A 24,317-nucleotide genomic window follows, 5' to 3' on the forward strand; every position below is an offset into this window, starting at 1 on the left:
TGCCCTATTTACGTAAGCTACGCCGTCGGGGTGGGCCAGCTATACGCTCGGGGCCGTTGATTTAGTACCTTCACTTCGTGATTTTTAAGAACACGCTCTCCAATCTTACTCGCATACGCCAAGTGGCCGAGGTGCTGCTGCGCTATGGCTTCGAAGACGTCGTCACGAACACGCCCCTGCGCCGGCTCGTCAGCCAGAAGCGCCGCCTGCGCTGGCTCGAAGAAGACGAGCGCCCCGTGTTTGAGACCACGCGCTGGGAGCGTATTCGCCTTATTATTGAGGAGCTAGGGCCCACGTTCATCAAGCTGGCCCAGGCCCTGAGCAACCGCGCCGACCTGCTGCCCGAGGCGCTTATCGATGAGTTTGAAAAGCTGCAAAGCAATGTGCCGCCCTTCGCTGTAGGAGAGGCCCGCCAGCTTATCGAGCAGGAGCTGGGTCGCCCACTCACGGAGGTGTTCACCGAGTTTGACGACGCGCCTATTGGCTCGGCCAGCATTGGGCAGGTGCACCGGGCGCGCTTGCACGGCGGTGAAGAAGTGGTAGTCAAGATTCAGCGCCCCGGCGTGCGCGACAAGGTAGAAGGCGACCTGCGCCTGCTGCACGAGCTGGTGCGCCTCACCGGCAATTTCTTGCGCAACCAAGGCCTCACCAACCCGCAGGACGTAGTAGACGCCTTCGAGCGCAGCATGACCAAGGAGCTCGACTACACCCAGGAGGCGCGGGCTATGGAGCAGCTGCGCAAGCTCTACGAAAGCTACACCACCTTCTACATTCCCAAGGTTTACCGCGAGCTAAGCACCAGCAAGGTACTAGTAATTGAGTTTGTAAACGGCTGCAAAATAACCGATAAGGCGCAGTTGCTGGCCTGGGGCCTCAGCCCCGAAACGGTGGCCGAAACCGGCATGGACATCTACCTAACTCAAATATTCGAGTTCGGATTCTTTCACGCTGACCCGCACCCCGGCAACGTGCTCGTGCGCCCCGATGGCACGCTGGTGCTCATCGATTTTGGCATGGTGGGCAAGCTCACCAAGCAGCAGAAATACGCCTTTGCGGGCGTGTTCATCGGCATGGCCCGGCAAGATGCCCGCAGCATGGCGCTCAACTTTCGGCGCCTAGCCCTTAGCAGCGACATTCCCGATATGCGCGCCTTCGAGGCCGACCTAGGGTTGCTCATCGAAGACTTTGCCGTGCTCGATGTTAAAGATATGAGCATGAGCGACCTGGCCGATGCGCTACAGGGCGTCATCTACCGCTACAAGCTGCAAGTACCGGGCGCGATATTTCTCATTCTGCGGGCACTGGTTATCCTCGAAGGTATCGGCAAGGTGTTGCACCCCAACTTCAACACCTTCGAGTTTGTGCGGCCCTACGGGGCCAAAATTATTCGCGAGCAGTACTCGCCCGAAAATATTCTCAGCGAGGCCGAATACACCGGCACGCAGCTGCTGGCGCTGCTCCAGACCCTACCCATCGACCTGCGCCAGATTATGCGCAAGGTCAGCAAGGGCGACCTGCGAGTGAAAGTCGAGCTGAGCGGCTACACCAGCCTGCTGCGCAAGGCCGATGAGCTGGTGGGCCGCACCATCTTGGCGCTGCTGGCCCTAGGTAGCATTTTGTTCTCGGGCCTTAGCCTACTGGGGCACTACCCACCCCAGATGCTCTACTACCGCGGCCTACCCGTTATCACGTGGTATAGCCTTGGGTTCAGCGTGTTTCTTATCCTCTTGCTCACGATGCCGCGCCGCCGCCCGCGCGAGTAGCCAGGCTACTTAGTTACTTCTATCCACGGAATATCCGGCTCGTCCAGCTTCGCGTTGGTCGGCTGAGGCAGCGTTTTAAACTCATCAAAGCAGACGCTTCGGCGTCCCTTAAACTTATTTTGTGGGTCTTGGATGATAACGATGTGGCCGAAGGTGCCATACTCCTTGCCCTCCCGCATTAGCGTGTGCTGCACGCCTAGGTCGGGTTTGTTCAGCACATTGGCGTAAACCAGCTGGCCTTGGTGAGTCGGGCTTTCGGCAAAGTAGAGCACGGTGCCTTCGATGTGGCCATTGCAGGGCTCGGCGCAGCCGGCGAGCAGGCTAGCTGCCAGCCCCAGCAAGCTCACTAAAATCGTTTTCATCACGGGAGGGTAAACTGTACTAGGCGTAAAGATGCTAGGTTTTAAAAGCAAAAGCGCTCCGGTAGTCAAACCGGAGCGCTTTTATTAAAGAGCGGGAAGCTACACCACCGAAAAATCAAACGACTCCAAAAACTTAGTCGTGAAATTTCCGGCTTTGAAATCCTCGCTGTCCATCAAGGCTAAGTGAAAGGGAATGGTCGTTTTTACGCCTTCTACTACAAACTCGCTCAGGGCGCGCTTCATTTTCACGATGCACTCCTCGCGGGTTTGGGCCACGGTGATGAGTTTGGCAATCATCGAGTCGTAGTTGGGCGGAATCTGGTAGCCAGCATACACGTGCGTATCAACGCGCACGCCGTGGCCGCCAGGGATGTGCAGCGTGGTGATGCGGCCCGGCGCAGGGCGGAAACCGGCCCTAGGGTCTTCCGCATTGATGCGGCACTCCATAGCGTGCATCTTCGGGAAGTAGTTCTTGCCCGAAATCGGGATGCCTGCCGCTACCTTAATCTGCTCCTTAATGAGGTCATAGTTAATGATTTCCTCCGTCACCGGGTGCTCGACCTGGATGCGGGTATTCATTTCCATGAAGTAGAAGTCGCGGTTGGCATCAACTAAGAACTCGATAGTGCCCACGCCCTCGTAGCCGATGGCCGACGCGCCTGCAATGGCCGCCGCACCCATGCGCTCGCGCAGGTCGTCAGTCATGAAGGGGGAGGGGGCTTCTTCTACCAGCTTCTGGTGGCGACGCTGAATCGAGCAGTCGCGCTCCGAGAGGTGGCACACGTGGCCAAACTGGTCGCCGCAAATCTGGATTTCGATATGGCGGGGCTCGACCACAAACTTCTCTAGGTACACGCCATCGTTGCCGAAGGCTGCTTTGGCCTCGGTGCGGGCATCGTCCCAGGCCTTTTGAAACTCGTCATCCGAGTTGATAATCCGCATGCCGCGCCCGCCGCCGCCGGCCGTGGCCTTCAGGATAACGGGGTACACGATTTCGGCCGCGATTTTCTTGCCCTGCTCCACCGAGTCTAGCAAGCCCTGCGAGCCGGGCACCACCGGTACACCGGCCTCAATCATGGTCGCTTTGGCCGAAGCCTTGTCGCCCATGCGGTTAATCATATCGGGCGAAGCGCCGATAAACTTGATACCGTTTTCGGCGCAGATGCGCGAAAACTCCGAATTTTCGCTCAGAAAGCCATAGCCAGGGTGGATGGCATCGGCATTGGTAATCTCGGCGGCAGCAATAATATTCGGGATATTGAGGTAGCTGTCGCGGCTGGCAGGCGGCCCAATGCACACGGCCTCGTCGGCAAAGCGCACGTGCAGGCTTTCCTTGTCGGCAGTCGAATATACGGCCACCGTTTTGATGCCCATCTCGCGGCAGGTACGGATAACACGCAGGGCGATTTCGCCCCGGTTGGCAACTAGGATTTTATTAAACATAGGGGCTTGGGGGCTTGGGAACGTGGGAGCTTAGAATACTAGCGTATAGGGTAGGGGCTTAGGAAGTTGGGGACCTAGGGGCCTAGTAGCTACTACTAGCCAAGCCCCTAAGCCCCCAACTTCTTCAGCCCTTAAGCTCCACTACTCAATCAGGAACAGCGGCTGGTCGTACTCCACGGGCGTGGCATTCTCCACGAGCACTTTCACGATGCGGCCGCTTTGCTCGGCTTCAATCTCGTTGAACAGCTTCATGGCCTCGATGATGCAGATAACCTGGCCTTTCTCCACCATGTCGCCTACCTGCACGAAGGCTGGCGCGTCGGGGCCGCTGCTGCGGTAGAAAGTGCCAATCATGGGCGACTTGAGCGGAGTGTGGGTGGCTGCCGGCGCGGCCGGGGCAGCTGCCGAAGTCGGCGTGGCAGTCGGCTGAGCAGCAGCTACCGCGGCTGGGGTAGCTGCGGGTGCCGGGGCTGGCGCGGCCACGGGCGCGGCGCTCATGCTCACCACCTGCTTGGTGGAGGGCTCGCGCTGCACCGAGATTTTAAACTCCTCGGTTTCAATATTTACTTTATTGAGGCCCGACTTGGCAATGAAGTCGAGTAGCTCCTGGAGTTCTTTGGCTTTCATGGCAGCGTCTTTTTTCGGCTGGTTTTTGGTAGATTCTTTCGACATATTTTTAAGCTATTAGCTGCTGACTACTAGCTGTTAGCCTTACTAAAGGCCGGAAGCTAACAGCCAGCGGCTAATAGCCAACAGCTTAAAAAGCTACTTAACGCGCTCTACGTAAGAGTAATCACTGGTTTTAATGCGGATTTTGGTATCCTGGTCGATGAACAGGGGCACCTGAATACGGGCGCCGGTTTCCACGGTGGCGGGCTTCAGGGTGTTGGTGGCAGTATCGCCACGCAGGCCGGGCTCGGTGTACGTTACCACTAGGTCCACGGTGGTGGGCAGTTCGGCGGTGAGCGGCTGCTCGGTTTCGGCGTGGAACAGGATGGTTACGTCCTGGCCTTCCTTCATGAGGTCGGCGAAGGGTACCATGGCTTCGGGCAGCACCACTTGCTCAAAGTCATCCTTGTTCATGAACGTGTAGCCGTAGTCGTCCTTGAAGAGGAACTGGTGGGGGCGCTGCTCTACGCGGGCCGTTTCTACTTTCACCCCCGCGTTGAAGGTGTTGTCGATGGTGCGGCCGGTTTTGATGTTGCGCATCTTAGTGCGTACAAAGGCAGGGCCTTTGCCCGGCTTCACGTGCTGGAAGTCGGTGATAACGTGCAGCTCGTTGTTGTAGTTAAGGACAAGCCCGTTGCGAAAGTCGGCGGTGGATGCCATTTTAGTTAAGAGTTAAAAGGTATGAATTAAGAGTTGAAGCTATGAATCCTACTAGCAAAAGTGCCAACTCTTAACTTAAGAATTATACGCCCATTTCACGTGCATGGCGCCCCAGGTAAAGCCACCTCCAAAAGCAGCTAGGATGAGATTGTCGCCTTTGTGAAGCTGTTTCTCAAAATCCCACAAGCACAGCGGAATAGTGGCGCTGGTGGTATTGCCGTAGCGTTGAATGTTGAGCATCACCTTCTCGGGACCCACGCCCATGCGGTTGGCCGTAGCGTCGATGATGCGCTTGTTGGCTTGGTGAGGTACCAGCCAAGCAATGTCGTCGTGGCTCAGGTGCTGGCGGGCCATAACCTGCGCCGCTACATCGGCCATGTTCTTAACCGCGAATTTGAAAACCGTAGCGCCTTCTTGGTAGATAAAGTGCTCGCGGTTGGCGATGGTCTCGGCTGAGGGGGGGCGGCGGCTGCCACCTGCTTTCTGATGCAAAAACTGCTCGCCGCTGCCGTCGGTGCACAGCACCTGGTCGAGCACGCCGTAGCCTTCAAAGTTGGGTTCGAGCAACACTGCTGCCGCGCCATCGCCGAAAATGATGCAGTTAGAACGGTCGGTGTAGTCAACAATGGCCGACATCTTGTCGGCACCCACGATGACAACCTTCTTGTACGCACCGCTCTGGATAAACTGCGCACCCGTGGTAAGGGCAAACAAAAAGCTCGAGCACGCCGCATTCATATCGTAGCTGAACGCCTTGGTAATGCCGCACCCGTTAGAGATGATGTTGGCCGTGGCCGGAAATAGCAAATCGGGCGTCACGGTAGCGCAGATAAGCAAGTCTACCTCCTCGGGGCGGGTATTTGTTTTTTCGAGCAGCTGCTGCACCGCTTTAATGCCCATCACCGAACTACCCTGGTCCTTGCCCTTCAAGATGCGACGCTCCTTTATACCGGTGCGCGTCGTAATCCATTCGTCGGTAGTATCGACCAGTTGCTCTAGCTCCTGGTTGGTGAGCACGTAGTCGGGCACGTAGCCTCCGACTCCGGTAATGGCGGCGGTAATCTTCATGAGCGCAAAGGTGCGGCCCAAACGCAAAAAGCCCGACCTAGGCCTGGCTTTTTCGAGTTAGGACTTGAAAGAGTCTTTGATTTGGTCTACGATGCCCGAATGAGCCATCTGGTAGCCCTGCATCAGCATGTTACAAATAGCGAGCGGCGTACTTACGCCGTGGCCAATAATGGCGTTATCGTTGATGCCCAGAATGGGCGAGCCCCCGATGGTTTCGTAGTTTACTTTCTCAAAAAACTCATCGTTGAGGTTGCGCTGCACCATGATGTCGTACATCGACTCAGCCATTTTCAGCATCACGTTGCCCACGAAGCCATCGCACACAATAACGTCGGCTTTGTCATTAAACAAGTCGCGGCCCTCAATATTGCCAATGAAGTGCACGTGGGGGTTCACTTTGAAGAGCTGGTGAGCTGCCTGAGTCACGGCCGAGCCCTTGCCTTCTTCCTCACCTAGGCTCATCAGGCCCACCTTAGGGCGGGCAATGCCGAGCACGTACTGAGCGTAGAGAGAGCCTAGCTCACCAAACTGCTCCAGCATCTCGGGTTTGCAATCGGCGTTAGCGCCCGCATCTACCAAAATACCGTAGCCGCCGGCCAGCTTGGGCACAAAGTTGGCAATGGCCGGGCGCAGTACGCCTGCCACCGGCCGCACCGTAAACATGGCGCCTACTAGCATGGCGCCGGTATTGCCAGCCGAGCAAAAAGCATCAATTTCGCCACTGTGCAGCATGCGATAGCCTACAGCAATGCTGCTATCCTGCTTTTGCTGGAAGGCTTTGGCCGGATGCTCACCCATCTCAATGACCTGAGTCGAGAAGACGAGCTCTAGCGCAGCCGCAGCGGGGCCATACTGTTGGAGAAGTGGCCGTACCTCGGCTTCGGTGCCGATGAGTACCACCTGGGCTTTGCCGGCTAGGCGCTGGGCAGCCAGCACGGCACCAGCCACGGCAGCCTGGGGGGCAAAGTCGCCGCCCATAGCGTCGAGGGCAATTTTCATGTACGCGGGAATAGGAAAGAATCAGCCAGAAAGCGCAATGTGCGAAACCAAACCGGGCCGGACTGCCAAGCTTAACTAGAGCAGTCCGGCCCGATGGTACCGCGAAATAACAACGCTTTCGGCTATTCTTCGTCCGAACCCGTGTCGCCAGCGGCGGCCGGAGCAGCTACCGAGGTGTAGTTTTTGATAGCCAGCTGCCCATTGTGATACAGGTCACCATCGACCACGTAGGCCTTGTGGCGCAGGTGCAACTCGCCCGTGTTGGGGCAGATGGTCACAGCTTTGGGGGTCAGTTTGTGGTGGCTACGGCGTTTGTCGCGGGTGGCAGTGGAGGTCCGGCGCTTAGGATGTGCCATGGTCTTGGAAGAAAATTAGGAGTTAAGAATTAGGAATGATGAATTAGCACAGGGTCCTAATTCAGGTTTTTGAGAGCGGCCCAGCGGGGGTCGATGGGCTCGTCGTCATCGGGCTTCTCGTCGGCGGGCCGGGTCGAGAAAATGAGTTTGGTTTCTGCCTCGGGGTCGTCATCGGCTTCGTTCTGAAAGCGCGGATGCAGCTTTTTCATGGGCAAAGCCAGGCCGATATAGTCGTAGAGGTGCTGCGCAATATTGAGCAGCAGCGTGTCGGGCGTCACTTGCAGCACGTCGTCATCAAGCTCCTTAGGCTCGTCGCCGTAGCGCACAAGCAGCTGGTTGTCGATATCGAGGGGCTGGTCGTACTCATCAAGGCTACGGTCGCAGGTGAGGCGTACGGTGCCCGTAATGTGCGAGTCGATGGTGATGAGGCGCTCGGTTTTATGGAGCGTTACGTTAGCGTGCAGGTTACCATCGGCAATAAACTCGCCTTTGGGGTCGAACTGCTCGAAAAAAGCACGCCCGAGCTCAAACGCAAAGTGATGCGTTTTAAGCGAAAGCCTAGCAATAGGCAGGTCGAATTGGGGGTCGTTTTTCACAGTTAGCCGAATTAACGGGGGGCAAAGGTACGGGTTTTTGTTGGCTTTATCAAGCCTGCCTAGGGCTATAGGTTCAGCCTCAGGCCGTTTTTAATCGAAAAGCAGCTTTAGCGCACCGAGCGTGGGTCGGCAGCCCCGAGCTGTCGGGCGCGCACTATATCGCAGGCTAGGTATACGGCCGCCCGGAACGAAGACGCATCGGCCGCAAATTTGCCCGCTAGGCCATAGGCAGTGCCGTGGTCGGGTGAGGTGCGTACCACTGGCAGGCCCGCCGTGAAATTAACGCCGCGCTCGAACGCCATGAGCTTGAAGGGAATAAGCCCTTGGTCGTGGTAGATGGACAAGGTGGCGTCGAACTGCCGGAATTGCCCGGTGCCGAAGTAGCCGTCGGCGGGGTAGGGGCCGAATACGAGGTGGCCATCGTGCTCGAACTGCCGAATGACGGGCGCTATTACGTCGTTTTCTTCGCGCCCTAGGAGGCCATTTTCACCCGCGTGGGGGTTGAGGCCAAGCACGGCCACTTTAGGTTTCTGGATACCAAAATCGTGCTGCAGTGACCGCAGCAGCAACCGAATCTTCGTGCGCAGCAAGTCGGCGGTGAGGCGCGCCGACACGTCTTTGAGCGCGATGTGGCCGGTGGCAGTGGCGATACGTAAGTCTTGCTCCTCATCGACTAGGAACATAAGACTGTCGGCGGCGCCAAAGTAGCTAGCCAGAAACTCGGTATGGCCGGGGTAGCGGAAGTCGTCGGACTGCGTGTTTTCCTTGCTGATGGGGGCGGTCACGATGGCGTCGAGCAGGCCGGCTTTGAGGTCGCGGCTGGCGGCCAGCAGGCTCTCACGGGCAGCCTGGCCACTGGCGGGCGAGGGCTGGCCGGGTGTGAGGTGAAAGTCCTCATCCCAGCACGTCACGGCATTGAGGCGGCCAGGGGCAATGTCGGCGGCATTGCGAAGCTGCCGGAAAGTGAGCGGCTCGGCGCCTTGCTCAACCGGAAACTCGTCGAAGAGTGCAGTTGCCATACCGTACACCACGGGCGTGCACTGCTGAAGCAAGCGCTCGTCGCGCAGGGTTTTATAAATAACCTCGGGGCCAATGCCGGCTAGGTCGCCCACCGAAAAGCCGAGGCGCGGAAGAGAGGATTTAGAAGGGGAGAGGCTCATATAAAAAAAGAGGCGCCGCAGCACCTAGGCAGGCCAGCGGTTTGCTGGCGTGCAATGATAAGCTTCAAAAGTAGCGGCTGTCGGGTGGGCTGACTTTGGCCGGCCTATTTAAGTAGCTCAGAGTTCCTGATAAAGCCAAGCCATTTGGCGGGCCGTAACCCAGTCGGGCACGGCCGCTAGGGCCGCATTGCGCAGCGGGGCTAGCCAAGGCGGGGTAAACTGCGCCAGCATCCCGAGTTGCCGCGACTGCTCCACGATGCGGCGGGTGCGGGGCCGCCGCTGCTGATCGAAGGCCTGAAAGGCGGCAGGCAGGTTGGTGGGCGAGTGGCGCAGGCAGCGCGCCAGCACGGCGGCATCCTCGATGGCCATGCCGGCGCCCTGGCCCAGGTTGGGCGTGGTAGCGTGGGCGGCATCACCCAGCAGCAGCACCCGGCCAAAGGCAAAATTGGCTAGCGGAGCCAGGTCGAAGAGGTCCCCCCATAGCAGGTCGGCGTCGGTAGTGGCCGCGAGCACCTGCGGAATGGGTGGGTGAAAACCGGCAAAATGGCGCTGCAAATCGGCCACGCAGTAAGTCCGAAAAACTGGGTTGTTGGCCTTGGGGCTGTTGAGGCAGGCAAACCAGTAGAGCCGGCCATCGGCTACCGGCACCAGCCCAAAGCGCCCGGCGCGGCCCCAGGTTTCGCTGGAGCCGGCGGTGGGCAGGCCCGGGGTGCGGGTGTGCACCACCGCCCGCCAACAGGTGTAGCCGGCATAGCGCGGCTGGCTGGCCGGCAGTAACTGCCGCCGCACCCGCGAGCGGATGCCATCGGCCGCTACTAGCGCTTCGGCGGTGGCTTGTTCGCCATTTTCGAAGAAAGCCGTGATGTGGGTGGCCGTCTGCTCGAAGCGGGCCAGCCGGTGCCCTAGGTGCACTATGCCGGGCGGCAGCGCCTGCAACAGCTCGCGCTGCAAGTCGGCCCGCAGTATCCCTAGGTTATCGTACCCCAGTCGAGTGGTAAAACCCGAAGTATCAGCCTGATTGAGTACCCGGCCGCGCTCATCGAGTAAGCGCACGGCTGTGAGGGGCGTGCCCACCGGCCGCACGGCCCCGTGCAGGCCCAGTTCGTCGAGGGCCCGCATGGCATTGGCCCCTAGCACTACCCCAGCACCGATTTCGCGCAGCTCGGCGGCAGCCTCGTACACACGCACTCGGTGGCCCAACTGCAGCAATGCCTGGGCCGTGGCCAAGCCGCCAATGCCGGCCCCGATGACGAGGAAGTCAGCCATTAGATGAGGAAGATAAGTTCGTAGTATAGCTATAAGGAAGTAAGAAAAGCTGTCATTATGAGCGAAGCGAAGCAATCGCATCAAGACGAGCCGCTCGGACACTCGTCAGGTGCGATTGCTTCGCTCATAATGACAGTTTTCTTAATAAGCCGAGCCTATGCTACGCCAGCCGTTTGGTCAAGAACTCATACAACAATCGCACGCCCATGCCGGTGCCGCCCTTGCCGCGGTACGAGTCGGGGGCGGTGAGGAAGGCAGGGCCGGCAATGTCGAGGTGCAGCCAGGGCGTGCCCTCGATGAAGCGCTCTAAGAACTTAGCGGCCGAGATGTGGCCCGCATCGCCTTTGCCTAGGTTCGATAAATCGGCGATGTCCGACTTCATGTGGTCGGCGTAGTCGTCCCAGAGCGGAAACTCGACCAAGCGCTCGTGCACGTGGTGGGCGGCGGCCAACAATTGAGCAGTGGTGTCAGCCTCGGCGGTGCCCATTACGGCGGCGGCCTCGGTGCCCACGGCCCGCACGGCGGCGCCGGTGAGGGTAGCTAGGTCAATTACTAGCTCAGGGTTGTATTTCTTTGCGAAGCTCAGGGCGTCGGCCAGCAGCAGGCGGCCTTCGGCGTCGGTGTTTTTAACTTCGACGGTGAGGCCCGAGAACATCGTGAGTACGTCGCCGGGCACGTAGGCAAGGCCGCCGGGGCGGTTGTCGGTGGCGGGCACCAGACCAATGACGTGCAGCGGGACGTTGTTCTTAGCCAGGGCGTAGAGTACGCCGCCCACGGCTGCGCCGCCGGCCATATCGCACTTCATCATGTCCATGCTGTTGGGCGTGGGCTTGAGGCTGAGGCCGCCTGTGTCGTACACCACGCCCTTGCCTACAAGCACATAAGGACGCTCATTCTTAGCACCTTCGGGCTTCCACTCCAAGATGCTGAACGTGGGCGGCTCGGGCGAACCTAGGTTGACGGCAAGTAGGCCACCCATGCGCAAGCTCTCGATTTTGGCGAGGTCGAGGATGTCAGTGCTGTAGCCGGCGGCGTCACCCGCTTCGGCCAGGCGCTCGGCCAGCTGCTGGGCATTGAGCTTGTTGAGCGGCGCGTTGACGAGGTCACGGGCTAGTACCACGCCTTCGAGCAAGTGCTGCAGCTCCGTGACCTGGGCCTCGGTAGCTGCCTCGCCAACCAAGGTTATGGTGGTGAGGGGCGCGGCTTCCCGCGATTTCTCATCGGTCTTGTAACCGGCAAATTGGTAGGCCGACAAGAACAAGCCCTCGGCTAGCGTGCGGGCGGCGTCGGGATTTTCGCTGAGATTTTGAATAAAAACCGCGGCGGTTTTTTCTTTCTTCAGCGCCGTGTACAGCTGGTGGCCAGCTTGGCGTAGGGCCTCGAGGGTGAGGTCGGCGGTGCGCTTTTCTTCGAGCACTACAAAGTAGTGCTGGTGCGAAAAGTGGTTGAGCACAACAAACTTCTGGCCGGCGGCTAAGGCACTATCGACGTAGGCGCGCGCTTCGGCGGGCAGGTCGGTGGCGGCGGGTGCGGGCAGGGCCGTAGCACCTAGGGGAAGCACAAACACCTGGGTAGCCTGGGCTGGGGCGGTGGCGGCGTGGGCGAGCGTGAGCGACATAGAGCAACAAATAGAAACGTAACTTTGGCGTGAAGGTATTGTAAAAACGGAGTGGCACTCCGTTTTGCGTCAGGTTTGCTCATAGGAGAAGCGGAGTGCTACTGGCTTCGCCGACCTTTGGTTCCGTTTTACACACCCCATGATTCTTCGGAAAACTCTACGGCTACTGCTGCCGCTGCTCGGCTCGTCGCTACTGGCTTCGGCCCAATTGATGCAGCCCAAGGCCACTTTTACCCGCGCCGATTCGCTGCGCGGCGGGCAGCCAGCCGAGCGCACCTGTTACGACATCAACTACTACCACCTCGACGTGAAGCTTGATGTAGCCCGCAAATTTCTTAGTGGGTCCAATCTGTTTCGCTTCACGGCTACCCAGGATTTTACGCGGCTGCAATTTGACCTGTTTGCCAATCTGGAGATAGGCAAGGTGCTGTATAAAGGACGCGAGCTGCCTTACAAGCGCGAGGCCAATGCCGTGTTCGTGACCTTTCCGCAGGCTATCAAGAAAGGCACTCGCGACGAGTTTACGGTGAAGTATTCGGGCTTTCCGACCATCGCCAAAAAAGCACCCTGGGATGGTGGCGTGGTGTTTGCCCAAGATGCTAAGGGCCAGCCCTGGGTAGCTACCGCCTGCCAGGGCGTGGGCGCCAGCATCTGGTGGCCCACCAAAGACCAGCAGGCCGACGAGGTGGATAGCATGCTCATCAGCGTGGCCGTGCCGGCCGGCCTTAAGGACGTGAGCAACGGCCGCCTGCGCGGCACCAAGAAGCTGGCGGGCGGCTACACTCGCTACGACTGGGCGGTGCGCAACCCCATCAACAACTACGACGTGGCCCTGAACGTGGCCAATTACGCGCACTTTTCTGACACGTACCAGGGGGAGAAGGGGCCGCTCACGCTCGACTATTGGGTGCTGCCTGAGAGCCTGGAGAAGGCCAAAAAGCAGTTTGCCGCCAACGTGAAGCCGATGCTCAAGAGCATGGAGGCGTGGTTTGGGCCGTACCCGTTTTACCAGGATGGCTACAAGCTGGTCGAAACGCCGCACCTCGGCATGGAGCACCAGAGCGCGGTGGCTTATGGCAATAAATACCAAAATGGCTACCTAGGGCGCGACCGCTCGAACACCGGCTGGGGCGATAAGTTTGACTTTATCATCATCCACGAAAGCGGGCACGAGTGGTTTGGCAACAACATCACGACCAAGGATATTGCCGATATGTGGGTGCACGAAAGCTTCACCTGCTACTCCGAGGGCCTATTTGTGGAAACGCAGTACGGCAAGCAGGCGGGGCAGGAGTACCTGCACGGCCAGCGCCGCAACATCCAGAACGACGGCCCCATCCTCGGCCCCTACGGCGTGAACAAAGAAGGCTCGGGCGACATGTACGACAAGGGCGCTAGCCTGCTCAACATGGTGCGCACGACTATCAACGACGATACCAAGTGGCGCAATATGCTGCGCGGCCTCAGCAAGACCTTCTACCACCAAACCGTGACGGGCCAGCAGGTTATCGACTACATCAACAAGGAGTCGGGCCGAGATTTTAGCCGCGTTTTTGCCCAGTACCTCCAGCACGCCGAATTGCCAGTGCTCGAAATGCGCATGGAGAAAAACCAGCTCCTAGGGCGCTGGGTGGCCTCGGTGCCCAACTTCGACCTGCCCGTGCGGGTGCGCACCAAGGGCGGCGAGTACCGCTTCGTGACGCCCACCACCAAGTGGGCCGTACTCGACTTGCCGGGCGCCACCAAAGACAATGTGGAGGTCGATACGTTTAACTACTACGTGGGCGTGCTAACGGACTAATTAGCTAGTCGCCCGGTTGTCATGCTGACGAAGGAAGCATCTTGTCAGGGTGACCAGCTAGGTTAACCTGACAAGATGCTTCCTTCGTCAGCATGACAACCGTTTTTAATTGATATTCTTGCCGTGGCCCAACCTGCCGTTCGCCCCAAAAAACACCTAGGTCAACACTTTTTGGCTGACCCCAACATAGCCCGCCGCATTGTGGAGAGCCTGCGCCTGCCCGATAGCGTGCGCGAGGTGCTCGAAATCGGCCCTGGTATGGGCGTGCTCACGCAGTATTTGCTCGAAAACCCGGCCTACCAGACCAGCGTGGTCGAGATTGACCAGGAGTCAGTAGCCTACCTAGGGCAGCACTACCCGGCGCTGGCCCCACGCATCTATGCCACCGACTTTCTGCGGCAGGACCTAGGCAAGCTGTTTCCCGAGCAGCCGCTGGCCATCATCGGCAACTTTCCTTATAACATCAGCAGCCAGATATTCTTTCAGGTGCTCGCCAATCGGCAGCAGGTGCGCGAAGTGGTGGGCATGATTCAGAAGGAAGTGGCCGAGCGCCTGGCCGAGCCGCCCGGCTCCAAAACCTACGGCATCCTGAGTGTGCTCTTGCAGGCCTACTACGACATCGAGTACCTATTTACGGTGCCGCCGCACGTCTTTATTCCGCCGCCCAAGGTCGAGTCGGCCGTGGTGCGCCTTACCCGCAATGCCACCGAAAAGCTGGACTGCGACGAGAAGCTGTTCTTCCGAGTCGTAAAGCAAGCCTTCTCCACTCGCCGCAAGACCCTGCGCAATGCATTGAAGCCCCTAGGTCTGTCGAGCGAGGCCATGAGCGGGGAGATATTTGACAAGCGCGCCGAGCAGCTGGGGGTAGGGGAGTTTGTAATGCTGACTAATCTGGTGGCGGCTGGGCAATAACTTGGGGCAGTTGTAGCTGCTGCCCTATGGTTAAGGTCTTGTCGGTGTGTTTCTGCTTATCAATCGCTATGGCTCGTTCGGTTAGTTCACCTACGCAGTTTAGCGGAAGTATTGTGTATGAGCACGAATACCAAACGCTCGCAGGCGAGACGTTGTATTTTGCCGTGAAGCCCAAAAGCTGGTTTTACGTGCAGGGCAACAACTTGAAAGTGTACGACCGCCACAAAAAGCTGCAAGAACTTTACCTCGGCGCGACAAACAATTATTACCGATTTGAAAAAGGGCAGGTAGTACCGGCTCCTAAAGCAACCCTACCAGCCAGCGCGATTACGTTCAAGTGTTTGCCCACAACGGCTACCATTTTAGGGCATTCCTGCCAAATACTGCAACTGATGCAAGATGGCACCGCAACCCTGGTTTTTTATTCACCCGAGTTGCGGGTTAACGCTGCCGATTTTAGTCGGTGCCCAGCACCGGGCTGGTTTAAGCTGTTGCAAGCCACAGATGGGGCCTTGCCCCTGCGTACCATTACCGTAGACACCCGGCGCGACGTAGTAGCTACCAGTGAAGCCATCGACATACAAGCCCGACCGCTAGCAGCCGATGAATTCTCGCCCACCGCCCTGGCGCGGTAGGCGTAGCTTTTATAAAACCGAAAAGAGATTGACGGCAGTTTTGTGTTGCATAAAGCCGCTACAAATCTCTTCTGCACCCTGCACTAGTAGCAGCACACACAAGAACATGAACCTCTGCCTAATTATAGATGAAATGCACGCCTCGCTCTTACCCATGCTACGCAGCATCGGTGTCGAGGGTGACTACCAACCCAAATTGTCCGCGGCCGACGTGCCCACCGCCCTCGCAGCCAAGCCCTATACCGGCCTGATGGTGCGCAGCAAAATGCGCATTACGGCTGCACTACTGGCCTATGGCCCACAGCTACGCTACGTGGCCCGCGCTGGCGCCGGCGTCGATAACATCGACGAAGACGCCCTGGCTACTGCTGGCGTAACGCTCGTGAACGCTCCTGAAGGCAACCGCGACGCGGTGGGCGAATTTGCAGTGGGCCAGCTGCTAGCGCTGCTACGCCACACTGTGACGGCCGATGCTGAGGTGCGCCGCGCCGAGTGGCACCGCGAAGCCAACCGCGGCGAGGAACTGGGTACCAAAACCGTGGGCCTGCTTGGCTACGGCCACATGGGCCGGGCCTTCGCCAAGCGCCTGCGCGGCTTTGGCTGCACGGTGCTAGCCCACGACCACGACCCGGCCGTGACCACCGACGGCAATGCCGAGCTGGTGCCGCTGGCCGAGCTGCAGGCCCGCGCCGAGGTGCTTAGTATTCATATTCCATACTTCGAGGCCAACCACCAGTTTGTGAATGAGGCCTTTCTGGCGGCTTTTCCGCACCACATCTGGGTGCTGAATACGGCCCGCGGCGAAGTACTCGACCAAGCCGCGCTGGTGGCGCGTCTGCAAGGCGGCCAGGTGCGCGGCGCCGCCCTCGATGTGCTCGACAACGAAAAGCTTGCCACCCTCACGCCCGCCCAGCAGGCCAGCTTCGACTACCTGCGCGCGGCCCCCAACGTGGTGCTTTCGCCCCACATCGGCGGCTGGACGCACCAGAGCTACCAGCGCATAAACGAGGTGCTGGTAGAGAAGATTAGGATAGTACTTGGTGCCTAGTACTTAGTGCTTGGGTGGAAGCTTTGAACCGAGTCAGGCAACCCTAGGCACCAGGCACTAGGCACCAAGCACCAACTTTTTGCTCTATCTTTGTCCGACCGACGAGGGAGAACGGCTAGCCAAGTGCTAGCCGTTCTCTTTCTTTTTTATCAGACCCACCCGCTACGCGAAAACAGTCCTGAACACTTATGGCTACTATCAATTATTACACCGCCGAGGGCCTGCAAAAGCTGAAAGACGAACTCCAGGACCTCAAAATACGGGGCCGCGCCAAGGCTGCCGAAGACCTGCGCGAAGCCCGCGACAAGGGCGACCTGAGTGAGAACGCCGAGTACGACGCTGCTAAAGATGCCCAGGGCCTGCTCGAACTGAAGATATCGAAGCTCGAAGAAGTGGTGGGCAACGCCCGCATTCTCGACGAAACCAATATGGATTTCAGTAAAGTGCTCATTCAGAGTAAGGTGAAGCTGAAAAACCTCAAAAATAACATGGTGCTCGACTACCTGCTGGTGGCCGAGGAAGAAGCCAACTTGGCCGCCGGTAAAATTTCTATTAAGTCGCCCATCGGTAAAGGCTTGCTGGGCAAATCAGCTGGCGACGTAGCCGAAATAGAGGTGCCCGCTGGCAAGCTTCAGTTCGAGATTCTGGAAGTAGGGCGCTAGTTTTTGGGCTGTTAGCTTTTGGCGGTTAGCTATTAGCACTCTTACTGCAAAAAAGGCCGCTGAGCGAATCAGCGGCCTTTTGTCGTTATTAGCAGCATCTTTCATGGGCTGGGAGCTAGCCGCTAACAGCTATAAGCCAACAGCCAACCAAAATGCCTTCTATATTTTCCCGCATCGTTTCGGGCGAGCTGCCCGCTTACAAGGTGGCCGAAGACGCCGACCACCTCGCCTTTCTTGACATCACACCGCTGGTCGAAGGCCACACGCTCGTCATCCCCAAAAAGGAAATCGACTACATCTTCGACCTGACCCCGCAGGCGCTGGCAGCGCTGCACGTGTTTGCGCAGCGCGTGGCCAAGGGCGTGCAGGCCGCTGTGCCCTGCCGCCGCATCGGCGTGGCCGTAATTGGGCTGGAAGTGCCGCACGCCCACATTCACCTTATCCCGATGAATAAGGTGGCGGATATGAACTTTGCCAACCCCAAAATAACCGTGCCCGCCGAGCGGATGCAGGAGCTGTCCGCCGCCATTGCGGCCCAGGTGCCCGGTGGCAGCGGCCTGCCCGCGCCTGCCGCAACGGCCCATGCTTCGGCCGCCCGCGCTAGCGCCGCCCCCGCTGACCCTAACGATGCTACGCTGGCCCAGCTGCAAAAGCTGACCGAGGGCCTGGTATTCAGCAGCGAATCTGAGGCGCCGCTTGAAGCCGTGAGCTACGCCGCGCCCACCGGCGACTTGTCTGATGAGCAGTTGTTGCAGGCCCTAGGTGAGCCCGCCGGCGCCAAAGTGGAGAAGGTGGAGCTGACCGTGTTTCTACGCAACCAAACGGCCGACACGAGCAAGGCCGGTGTGACTATTGCCAACCTTTACAAAGCCCTGCAGCTGTATATGAAGCAGGAGCTAGATGGCACGCAGGTATATCGCGTTGGCGAGGGCACGCAGGTGCACGCCTACGCGTTGGGCCGCGACGTGGCCGGCCGGTTGGCGGGCTTTAAAACGGTGCTGACGGAAAGCTAGCGTAGCAAATTCCACTCTGGCCCCTCTCCAAAAAGAGGGAACCCTGACTTTTCCTGAAGTGCGCTCGTGGTCAACTCCTTTCTTTTGGGGGAGGAACCGGGAAGAGCTATTTCGCATCAGGCGAGCAATTAAATAAAAAGCTTTTACATGAAAATTTGGCTTAATCTGCTAGCAGCTAGCCTACTCGCTGCACCAGCCGCCGCCCAAACCCTCACGCTGCCTAAGCCCGTAGCCGAGCAGCTGCAAACCGTGCGCCCTACCGACCTCGAAGCCCACGTGCGCTACCTGGCCGATGACCGCCTGCGCGGCCGCCTGCCCGGCACGCCCGGCTACCAGATGGCCGTGGACTACGTGGCGGCCCAGTTTAAGAAAAATGGCGTGGCCCCGGCTGGTGAGCAGGGCGGCTACACCCAAAAAGTGCGCCTGCGCCGCGCCTTCGTGGAGCCCGGCGCCACGCTCAGCTACCAGCCTGCCACGGGCGCAACTCAGCCGCTGGCCTACGGCCCGGCCGCTACCGTGTACCCCAACCCCGGTCAGCCTAAGGTGAGTGTGACCAGTGCGCCGCTAGTGTTTGCGGGCTACGGTATCTCGGCGCCCGAGCTCAAGTACGACGATTACGCCGGCCTCGATGCTAAGGGTAAAGTGGTCGTGGTGACGCGCCAGGCGCCAAAGCAGTTTGGCGATAACGAGCGGCAGTATTTCACCGACGTGCGCACGGTGCTCGAAACCGCCGCCCGCCACGGCGCAGTGGGCGTGCTGCTGGCCGGCGCTCATGCCGAAGCCAAGCTACCTGAGTTTCCGAAGGGTGTGGTGAGTGCCCTAGGTCCCGATGGGCAAGTGGTGGTGTCGCGTAGCTACGCGGCGGGCTCGGTGCAACTAGTGGGGTCCATTAGCCCGGCTACTTTGCAGCAGTTTTTTGTAGGTGCCGCCACCGATACCACGCGGGCCCTACGTGCCCTGCGCGGGGGCAAGCCTGCCCCGGTGGCTCTGCCGGGCCGCCTGAGTGCCCAGTACCGTAGCCGCTACCAAGATGTGGACAGCTACAACGTGGTGGGCAAAATCACCGGCTCCGACCCCATCCTCAAAAACGAGTACGTGGTGCACAGCGCCCACCTCGACCACCTAGGCGTGGGCGCGGCCATCAACGGCGACTCTATCTACAACGGTGCCCACGACAACGCCACCGGCGTAGCCAGCGTGCTCGAAATCAGCAAGCTCTACGCCGGGCTCAAGCTCAAGCCTCGCCGCTCGGTGCTGTTTGTACTGATGACCGGCGAGGAAATGGGCCTAATTGGCTCGGCCTACTTTGCCAAGCTGCCTACGGTGCCGCAACGGGCGCTGGTGGCCGATGTAAACACCGACATGCCTACGCTCATTGCGCCGCTGCTGGCGGTGGTGCCCCTAGGGGCCGACCACTCGTCGCTACTTACGGAAGTGACGCGGGCGGCCAATTATTTGAGCTTGAGCATCGAGTCCGACCCGGAGCCGACCCAAAACCGCTTCATCCGCAGCGACCAGTACAGCTTTGTGGTGCAGGGGATTCCGGCGCTGCACATCAAGTACGGCAACAAAACCGCCGACGGCCAGAACAACCTCAGTGAAACGGTGCAGAAGTGGCGCGCCCTCACGTACCACAAGCCGCAAGACAATTTTGAGGGTGGTACCTTCGACTGGGCGGCCGGCGCCAAATATGCGCAGCTCAACTTCCTCATCGGCTACCAAGTAGCCCAGGCCGTGAAGCGGCCGACCTGGAACAAAGGCGACTTCTTCGGCGTGCGGTTTGGGAAGTAATTGCAACCGTTTGCTATCTAGGGAATCTGTCAGTAAATAACCTGCTTCCCAGCCATGAAAAAATGCGTGGTATTAGTAGCGCTGGCAATGGCCGGCTGCCGGCAAGACACCGATGTTACTCCGAATGCGGCAAGGGCCGACGACGAGTTTGAAGTTGAAACGATGGGCCGTAATCGAGACTGCGGTATTGCCCAAATCTATGTGAAGGACGCAGCCAAAATAACCCAGCTACTAGGCCCCGCCGCCTATGCGCCGATATACACAGCCTTGAAGCTAGATACCATGTGGTGGGCAAGTAAAACCCACACGCTGTATGTGCGGGTGCGGAAGCCCGAGCCGAGCGAAGCGGTAATGTGCACAGCGATGGGGCCAGGTTATCAAATGCTCGTCGTGACCAGCGCCCGACTCAAGCCAGCGGCCGGCCAGTAGCACCCCCTAGGTGCAACGTGCGTCAGCAGCCGTAGTCTATGAAAAGCCAGTGCCTTTCGCGCTGGCTTTTTTGCATTTTACTTTCCTGCCAATGGTTCGCTTACTCTTCCTGGCGCTGCTACTTCTGCAAACCGTTTCGACCTGGGCCAGCAAGCCCATGCCTGACTGGATAGCCACCCCCGACTCGGTGGGGCTGCGCTACCAGAGCCTAACACTGACAACGCCCGACCATGTGCGGCTCGCAGCCTGGCTAGTGGCGCCGGTAGCCGGCGTGCCCGACCAGCACACGACGATGGTAGTGGCCAGCAACGACTGGGGCAATATGTCCTACAGCCTCTACCAGGCGCGGGCGCTAGCCGCCGCGGGCTACCGCGTGCTGCTGTTCGACTACCGCGGCTTTGGGCACAGCGCGGCGTTTACCATCAACCCAAACCAGCTCTACTATCCCGAGTTTGCCATCGACCTAGGCACGGCCCTGGCCGAAGCGCGGCGGCAAAGCCCGCGGCAGCGGGTGGGCATCATCGGCTTCTCGATGGGTACTATCCTGGGGGCGAAGGTGGCGGCTACCTCGCGCTGTGATTTTCTGATAACCGATGGCTACCTAGCTAACCCGCAGGCGCTGGTAGCTCATTACCAAAGGGTGCGCCCCGAGCGCCCCGCTACCCTTCCTGCCGATGCGGCTACCTACGCCCGCGTGGCACCTAGGGTCAACTGCCCCTGGCTCCTCATTGCGGGCACCGAAGACCAGGCCACGCCGCTGGCCGACTCGCTGGCCGACTCGCTGGCCACAGCCCGTGCTGCGCGCCACAAGCAGCGGCGCGAGGTGCTGCCCGTGCCCTGCGGCCACCTAGGCGCTATGCAGAAGCTAACAGAAAAGGAGCTTGGCGACGGCTACGTGCAAGCCGTGAGCCGCTTTTTAGCCGGCAAATCGGCCGCGGCTCAGGGGTAGCGGGTGGGGCTAGCTAGGCCTAAGCAGCGGCGCAGTGTGTACCAACGTGGTGTGCTAGTGTCGTTGCTTTTTTAAGAAAACCGGATGCGCTAACCATCTTGCCCGAAAGGCAGTAGCTACTTAGTGCCTTGCCGACGATAGAATTACCAGCCGCTCTAGGAAACAGGAGTGAAAAAGTTATACCTTGGCCGAACAAACCTCATCATTAGCAAGCAATTGTATGAGAAAGCTGGAGCGGAATAAGCTGGGTGTGCTGGCTAGCGATAAAAGTGGCTGGCTTTTTCTACTTTGGGTGGTGCTACTTGGCGGCTGCCAGCCAAAGCAGCAACAGCAGCAGCCACCGAGGGAATACAGCTACTCTATCGCAGCTGATATAGAAGGCTGTGACGACTGCAAAGCAAAGCTGTATATAAAAGAATATACAGTCTCCGGAAAGACAGATAGTACACAAAGTAAGGATGGGCATTTTTCTATGCGAGGAAAAATCAGCCAGCCTGGACTTTACACCTTTTTGTATTACAGTAAAATCGACAAAACGATGTCTGGGTTTGTCGATGTCTATCTACCTACTGATTCTATTCATATAAAAGCAACCAAAAAGCAGATTAGAACTAAGTTTTACGAAAAGTCCGACGTAGGTTCTCATCTAAAAAACACGGTCGTCTTTTCCACTTCTCCGCTGCAAAAGGAGTGGGAGCAATATTTGCTAACACGTGACAGCGTCTGGAATCAGTTTTTTCTGGACCAGGCGCGGGCAAGAGATAAGTTTTTGCAGGCGATGGGCACAGGCAACAAGGTCTTGATAGAGCAAACGGCCGATTCTGCCCGCGAACTCAGATATCGATTTTCCAGCTACTTGGCTTCGGCAACTGATATGTTCGTCAAGCAGCATCCTACTTCGGAGTTGTCGCTTTCGGCGATGCTGGATAACCGTGAGTACCAACCTGCGGTAGAGCGCTTTCGCCAGTACTACAACGCCATGCCTGCCCCGTTGCAAGCGAGTTTCTACGGTCAGATTCTGGACAAAGCGCTGGCAAAAAACGAAACCCGCAACCAGAACAACCAGCGCTTTGTGGGCTATCGCATTCGGCAGCTGGCCGGTACGACGCCCGCGGGCAAGGAGCTGAATGTCGAGCAGCTCTTCAAGCGTAATAAGCTGACGCTGATAGAGTTTTGGGCCAGCTGGTGCGGGTCCTGCCGCCTGGAAATGCCCAAGTACTACAGCCTCTATAAACAATATAACAGCAAGGGCTTTGGCATGCTGGGTATCTCCTTAGACGACAACCGCAACAAGTGGACCCAAGCCATTGCCGAGGACAGCCTGCGCATGCCGCACCTCTCGGAGCTACAAGGCGGCTACGGCGACGATATCAGGCGGTTTGCCATCAAGGGTATACCGGCTAACCTGCTGGTAGATAGTACTGGTAGTGTTGTGGCCGTCGATGTGCCGTATCCCAAGCTGTATAAACAACTACAGGCACTGTAAAAGTCGGCTTCGCTGGCTGGTGGACTGCTGTAATAAGCTTCATGTGGCTTTCTGCAACGGCCATCGACCTGGCTCGGCTAGCCCGACAAGACGAGCCCTAGGGTCAGCGTTTGCTGGCCCTAGGGCTCGTGCGTTATGGGAGCAAGGCAGCCGAACGTAAAGGTGCGGCGGCTAGCGCCCCCTGCCGCCATCCACCACTTTTTGTAGCTGCGCCTGGGTGGCCAGTGGCAGCGCGCTCAAAATATCCAAGCCCGAGGCGGCCTCAATCTTATCGATAGAGGTCAGGTACTGTTGCCAATCGGGGTTGATGGTGGTGTTGTCGTTGGGCGTGTCGATAGCTAGGATGCGGGCTTGGCCGGCCGCGATGCGCTGAAGGTCGTTGTTGCCCTCGGGCAAGAACACGATAACCTTCCAGATGCGGGCGGGCACCGTTACGCGGCCCTGGTCGATGGTACTGGCGGGGCCGTTTTTACCCACGCCACCGCGACCGTAGCTGCCCATGAGCACGTAAGCCTCCTGGCCTTTCACCACCTGCGAGCGGGTGTATTCCTCCAAGTTGCCCCAGGTTTGCTGGTTATTTTGAGGCGCCTGGGGCACCATGTTGCTCATCAAGAAAGTAGCCGAGTTGTCGTCGAGCGAGGCCGTGCGGTCGCCGCTCGGGCAGTTGTGGCCCTTGTCGAAGCCCGAGCCCGAGTAGCTCTGCGGCGACACTGCGTAGAATTGCCGGGGCAGGGCGGGGTCGGCCCGAAAATCGTCTTGCCTAGGTGCTGCTTTGGTGAGGTCGGTGCGGCCTACGTGCCAGCTCGTCCAGACCGGAATGCCGCGCTGGGCATTATAGCCGGTGGCGTACTGCGGATGGGTGAGCAGGTAGTTGGTGGTATTGGTCGGGTCGGAAGTAGCGCCGCTGGGGTTACCTAGGAGCAGGTTATCGTTGTCGGGACGGGCGCCGGCGGTGGGCGGCGTCGGCTGCGGGGTAGGAGTGGTCGGCGCCGGGGTTGGCTTGGTGGGTACCACTACCACGCCGCCCGTAGTTTCGAGGCGAATGTCGTCGAGGTTAAGGCGGTTTTTATCCGTGCCAATTTTGCGAATTTCCAGGCGAATGGCTTCGTTGGCAGTGCCCGCGAATACGGCCGGGCGTAGGGCGGGGCCGCTGGCGGTTTGGGGCTGGCCGTTGCGCTGCCAGGTGCGGCCGTGGTCGCGGCTCACCCACAGCTCCCAGGTGCTAGCGCCGTCGCTACCATACGCCGCCGACTTGATGCTGATGCGCCGCACCCCGGCCGGCGCGTCGAACTGCATGGTAAGCCGCCCACCCGCGCGCAGGCGCGCGGCGTGCGCACCGGCCTTATGGTCTTCGGGCGTGCTACCAATGAGTGCCTCAGTAAAAAGCCAGCTACCGGTAGCCAGCGCCTCCGGAGCAGTGGCGTAGGCACCTTTAGCGCCGCTCTCGAAAGTTTCGAGCAGCGCAGCGGCCTGGATAGGGGCGGTAGCTAAGGTTGCGGTTTCGGTAGAGGGAGCCGAGCAAGCAAATAAGAGGGTAGCGGCAAGAAGAGCGGCAGAAAATTGCATGGCGCGAAAGTAGCGTGCTTAGGGGCATTACGGCCGCATTTATCCCACCCCCGGCCCCCTAGCCC

General features: G+C 59.0%; 23 protein-coding genes. 11 read left to right on the forward strand and 12 right to left on the reverse strand.

Going from position 1 to position 24,317, the window contains the following annotated elements; all coding sequences use genetic code 11:
* The first annotated feature begins 77 nt into the window (after positions 1 to 77).
* Positions 78 to 1,763, forward strand: a complete 1,686-nt coding sequence (locus JAO77_RS03470) for an ABC1 kinase family protein (protein WP_370549593.1) — start codon at positions 78 to 80, stop codon at positions 1,761 to 1,763.
* A 5-nt stretch (positions 1,764 to 1,768) separates the two neighbouring features.
* On the opposite strand, the gene JAO77_RS03475 is transcribed toward JAO77_RS03470, so the two are convergent.
* The 11 genes from JAO77_RS03475 to JAO77_RS03525 all read right to left on the reverse strand — a co-directional run bounded on the left by JAO77_RS03475 (position 1,769) and on the right by JAO77_RS03525 (position 11,960).
* The gene (locus tag JAO77_RS03475) at positions 1,769 to 2,125 is read right to left on the reverse strand and encodes a hypothetical protein (RefSeq protein WP_198988910.1); all 357 of its coding nucleotides are present in this window, start codon (positions 2,123 to 2,125) and stop codon (positions 1,769 to 1,771) included.
* Between the two features lie 99 nt (positions 2,126 to 2,224).
* Positions 2,225 to 3,568, reverse strand: a complete 1,344-nt coding sequence (accC, locus tag JAO77_RS03480; protein ID WP_198988911.1) for an acetyl-CoA carboxylase biotin carboxylase subunit — start codon at positions 3,566 to 3,568, stop codon at positions 2,225 to 2,227.
* Positions 3,569 to 3,709: 141 nt separating this feature from the next.
* On the reverse strand, positions 3,710 to 4,195 hold the full coding sequence (gene accB / locus JAO77_RS03485) for an acetyl-CoA carboxylase biotin carboxyl carrier protein (protein WP_198989526.1): 486 nt from the start codon (positions 4,193 to 4,195) through the stop codon (positions 3,710 to 3,712).
* A 138-nt stretch (positions 4,196 to 4,333) separates the two neighbouring features.
* Positions 4,334 to 4,897: an elongation factor P gene (efp, locus tag JAO77_RS03490; protein ID WP_144850200.1), complete on the reverse strand. Its 564-nt coding sequence runs from the start codon at positions 4,895 to 4,897 to the stop codon at positions 4,334 to 4,336.
* A 75-nt stretch (positions 4,898 to 4,972) separates the two neighbouring features.
* Positions 4,973 to 5,965, reverse strand: a complete 993-nt coding sequence (locus JAO77_RS03495; protein WP_198988912.1) for a beta-ketoacyl-ACP synthase III — start codon at positions 5,963 to 5,965, stop codon at positions 4,973 to 4,975.
* Between the two features lie 57 nt (positions 5,966 to 6,022).
* The gene (locus JAO77_RS03500) at positions 6,023 to 6,964 is read right to left on the reverse strand and encodes a phosphate acyltransferase (protein WP_144850197.1); all 942 of its coding nucleotides are present in this window, start codon (positions 6,962 to 6,964) and stop codon (positions 6,023 to 6,025) included.
* A 122-nt stretch (positions 6,965 to 7,086) separates the two neighbouring features.
* On the reverse strand, positions 7,087 to 7,320 hold the full coding sequence (gene rpmF / locus JAO77_RS03505; protein WP_144850195.1) for a 50S ribosomal protein L32: 234 nt from the start codon (positions 7,318 to 7,320) through the stop codon (positions 7,087 to 7,089).
* Between the two features lie 56 nt (positions 7,321 to 7,376).
* Complete coding sequence (locus JAO77_RS03510) at positions 7,377 to 7,916, reverse strand: YceD family protein (RefSeq protein ID WP_198988913.1); 540 nt, start codon at positions 7,914 to 7,916, stop codon at positions 7,377 to 7,379.
* 107 nt (positions 7,917 to 8,023) lie between these two features.
* On the reverse strand, positions 8,024 to 9,076 hold the full coding sequence (pdxA, locus tag JAO77_RS03515; RefSeq protein ID WP_198988914.1) for a 4-hydroxythreonine-4-phosphate dehydrogenase PdxA: 1,053 nt from the start codon (positions 9,074 to 9,076) through the stop codon (positions 8,024 to 8,026).
* A gap of 117 nt (positions 9,077 to 9,193) precedes the next feature.
* Complete coding sequence (locus JAO77_RS03520; RefSeq protein WP_198988915.1) at positions 9,194 to 10,342, reverse strand: FAD-dependent monooxygenase; 1,149 nt, start codon at positions 10,340 to 10,342, stop codon at positions 9,194 to 9,196.
* 160 nt (positions 10,343 to 10,502) lie between these two features.
* Positions 10,503 to 11,960 (reverse strand): leucyl aminopeptidase family protein, encoded by a 1,458-nt coding sequence (locus JAO77_RS03525; protein WP_198988916.1) that lies wholly within the window; start codon positions 11,958 to 11,960, stop codon positions 10,503 to 10,505.
* 139 nt (positions 11,961 to 12,099) lie between these two features.
* Between JAO77_RS03525 and JAO77_RS03530 the strand changes: the two genes are divergently transcribed.
* From JAO77_RS03530 to JAO77_RS03575, 10 genes are all read left to right on the forward strand, one after another.
* Positions 12,100 to 13,761, forward strand: coding sequence for a M1 family metallopeptidase (locus JAO77_RS03530; protein ID WP_235998194.1), 1,662 nt, complete (start codon positions 12,100 to 12,102; stop codon positions 13,759 to 13,761).
* Between the two features lie 123 nt (positions 13,762 to 13,884).
* Positions 13,885 to 14,673 (forward strand): 16S rRNA (adenine(1518)-N(6)/adenine(1519)-N(6))-dimethyltransferase RsmA, encoded by a 789-nt coding sequence (rsmA, locus tag JAO77_RS03535; RefSeq protein ID WP_198988917.1) that lies wholly within the window; start codon positions 13,885 to 13,887, stop codon positions 14,671 to 14,673.
* A gap of 68 nt (positions 14,674 to 14,741) precedes the next feature.
* Entirely contained in the window at positions 14,742 to 15,308 is a 567-nt protein-coding gene (locus JAO77_RS03540; protein WP_198988918.1) for a hypothetical protein, read from the forward strand.
* Positions 15,309 to 15,414: 106 nt separating this feature from the next.
* On the forward strand, positions 15,415 to 16,356 hold the full coding sequence (locus JAO77_RS03545) for an NAD(P)-dependent oxidoreductase (RefSeq protein ID WP_198988919.1): 942 nt from the start codon (positions 15,415 to 15,417) through the stop codon (positions 16,354 to 16,356).
* Between the two features lie 188 nt (positions 16,357 to 16,544).
* Entirely contained in the window at positions 16,545 to 17,018 is a 474-nt protein-coding gene (gene greA / locus JAO77_RS03550) for a transcription elongation factor GreA (protein ID WP_198988920.1), read from the forward strand.
* A 152-nt stretch (positions 17,019 to 17,170) separates the two neighbouring features.
* The gene (locus JAO77_RS24465) at positions 17,171 to 18,031 is read left to right on the forward strand and encodes a nuclease A inhibitor family protein (RefSeq protein ID WP_198988921.1); all 861 of its coding nucleotides are present in this window, start codon (positions 17,171 to 17,173) and stop codon (positions 18,029 to 18,031) included.
* A gap of 147 nt (positions 18,032 to 18,178) precedes the next feature.
* Positions 18,179 to 19,822: a M28 family peptidase gene (locus JAO77_RS03560; protein ID WP_198988922.1), complete on the forward strand. Its 1,644-nt coding sequence runs from the start codon at positions 18,179 to 18,181 to the stop codon at positions 19,820 to 19,822.
* A gap of 54 nt (positions 19,823 to 19,876) precedes the next feature.
* Complete coding sequence (locus JAO77_RS03565) at positions 19,877 to 20,251, forward strand: hypothetical protein (protein WP_198988923.1); 375 nt, start codon at positions 19,877 to 19,879, stop codon at positions 20,249 to 20,251.
* Between the two features lie 91 nt (positions 20,252 to 20,342).
* Complete coding sequence (locus tag JAO77_RS03570; RefSeq protein WP_198988924.1) at positions 20,343 to 21,200, forward strand: alpha/beta hydrolase; 858 nt, start codon at positions 20,343 to 20,345, stop codon at positions 21,198 to 21,200.
* A 220-nt stretch (positions 21,201 to 21,420) separates the two neighbouring features.
* Positions 21,421 to 22,686 carry a TlpA disulfide reductase family protein gene (locus JAO77_RS03575; RefSeq protein ID WP_198988925.1) on the forward strand — a complete coding sequence of 422 codons (1,266 nt, stop codon included), beginning with the start codon at positions 21,421 to 21,423 and terminating at the stop codon, positions 22,684 to 22,686.
* 171 nt (positions 22,687 to 22,857) lie between these two features.
* Here JAO77_RS03575 and JAO77_RS03580 read toward each other — a convergent pair whose 3' ends face one another.
* Positions 22,858 to 24,252, reverse strand: a complete 1,395-nt coding sequence (locus JAO77_RS03580; RefSeq protein WP_235998195.1) for a DNA/RNA non-specific endonuclease — start codon at positions 24,250 to 24,252, stop codon at positions 22,858 to 22,860.
* Positions 24,253 to 24,317 lie beyond the last annotated feature (65 nt).

It is taken from the genome of Hymenobacter sp. BT559 (genome assembly GCF_016427535.1).
GTDB lineage: Bacteria > Bacteroidota > Bacteroidia > Cytophagales > Hymenobacteraceae > Hymenobacter.

Coding starts and splice junctions, on each gene's coding strand:
- JAO77_RS03540 (WP_198988918.1), top strand. CDS start 14,742: ATGGCTCGTTCGGTTAGTTCACCTACGCAGTTTAGCGGAAGTATTGTG.
- JAO77_RS03475 (WP_198988910.1), bottom strand. CDS start 2,125: ATGAAAACGATTTTAGTGAGCTTGCTGGGGCTGGCAGCTAGCCTGCTC.
- JAO77_RS03575 (WP_198988925.1), top strand. CDS start 21,421: ATGAGAAAGCTGGAGCGGAATAAGCTGGGTGTGCTGGCTAGCGATAAA.
- JAO77_RS03580 (WP_235998195.1), bottom strand. CDS start 24,252: ATGCAATTTTCTGCCGCTCTTCTTGCCGCTACCCTCTTATTTGCTTGC.
- JAO77_RS03525 (WP_198988916.1), bottom strand. CDS start 11,960: ATGTCGCTCACGCTCGCCCACGCCGCCACCGCCCCAGCCCAGGCTACC.
- JAO77_RS03500 (WP_144850197.1), bottom strand. CDS start 6,964: ATGAAAATTGCCCTCGACGCTATGGGCGGCGACTTTGCCCCCCAGGCT.
- accC (WP_198988911.1), bottom strand. CDS start 3,568: ATGTTTAATAAAATCCTAGTTGCCAACCGGGGCGAAATCGCCCTGCGT.
- JAO77_RS03545 (WP_198988919.1), top strand. CDS start 15,415: ATGAACCTCTGCCTAATTATAGATGAAATGCACGCCTCGCTCTTACCC.
- JAO77_RS03530 (WP_235998194.1), top strand. CDS start 12,100: ATGATTCTTCGGAAAACTCTACGGCTACTGCTGCCGCTGCTCGGCTCG.
- JAO77_RS03495 (WP_198988912.1), bottom strand. CDS start 5,965: ATGAAGATTACCGCCGCCATTACCGGAGTCGGAGGCTACGTGCCCGAC.
- accB (WP_198989526.1), bottom strand. CDS start 4,195: ATGAAAGCCAAAGAACTCCAGGAGCTACTCGACTTCATTGCCAAGTCG.
- JAO77_RS03570 (WP_198988924.1), top strand. CDS start 20,343: ATGGTTCGCTTACTCTTCCTGGCGCTGCTACTTCTGCAAACCGTTTCG.
- JAO77_RS03565 (WP_198988923.1), top strand. CDS start 19,877: ATGAAAAAATGCGTGGTATTAGTAGCGCTGGCAATGGCCGGCTGCCGG.
- JAO77_RS03520 (WP_198988915.1), bottom strand. CDS start 10,342: ATGGCTGACTTCCTCGTCATCGGGGCCGGCATTGGCGGCTTGGCCACG.
- rpmF (WP_144850195.1), bottom strand. CDS start 7,320: ATGGCACATCCTAAGCGCCGGACCTCCACTGCCACCCGCGACAAACGC.
- pdxA (WP_198988914.1), bottom strand. CDS start 9,076: ATGAGCCTCTCCCCTTCTAAATCCTCTCTTCCGCGCCTCGGCTTTTCG.
- greA (WP_198988920.1), top strand. CDS start 16,545: ATGGCTACTATCAATTATTACACCGCCGAGGGCCTGCAAAAGCTGAAA.
- JAO77_RS03560 (WP_198988922.1), top strand. CDS start 18,179: ATGAAAATTTGGCTTAATCTGCTAGCAGCTAGCCTACTCGCTGCACCA.
- JAO77_RS24465 (WP_198988921.1), top strand. CDS start 17,171: ATGCCTTCTATATTTTCCCGCATCGTTTCGGGCGAGCTGCCCGCTTAC.
- efp (WP_144850200.1), bottom strand. CDS start 4,897: ATGGCATCCACCGCCGACTTTCGCAACGGGCTTGTCCTTAACTACAAC.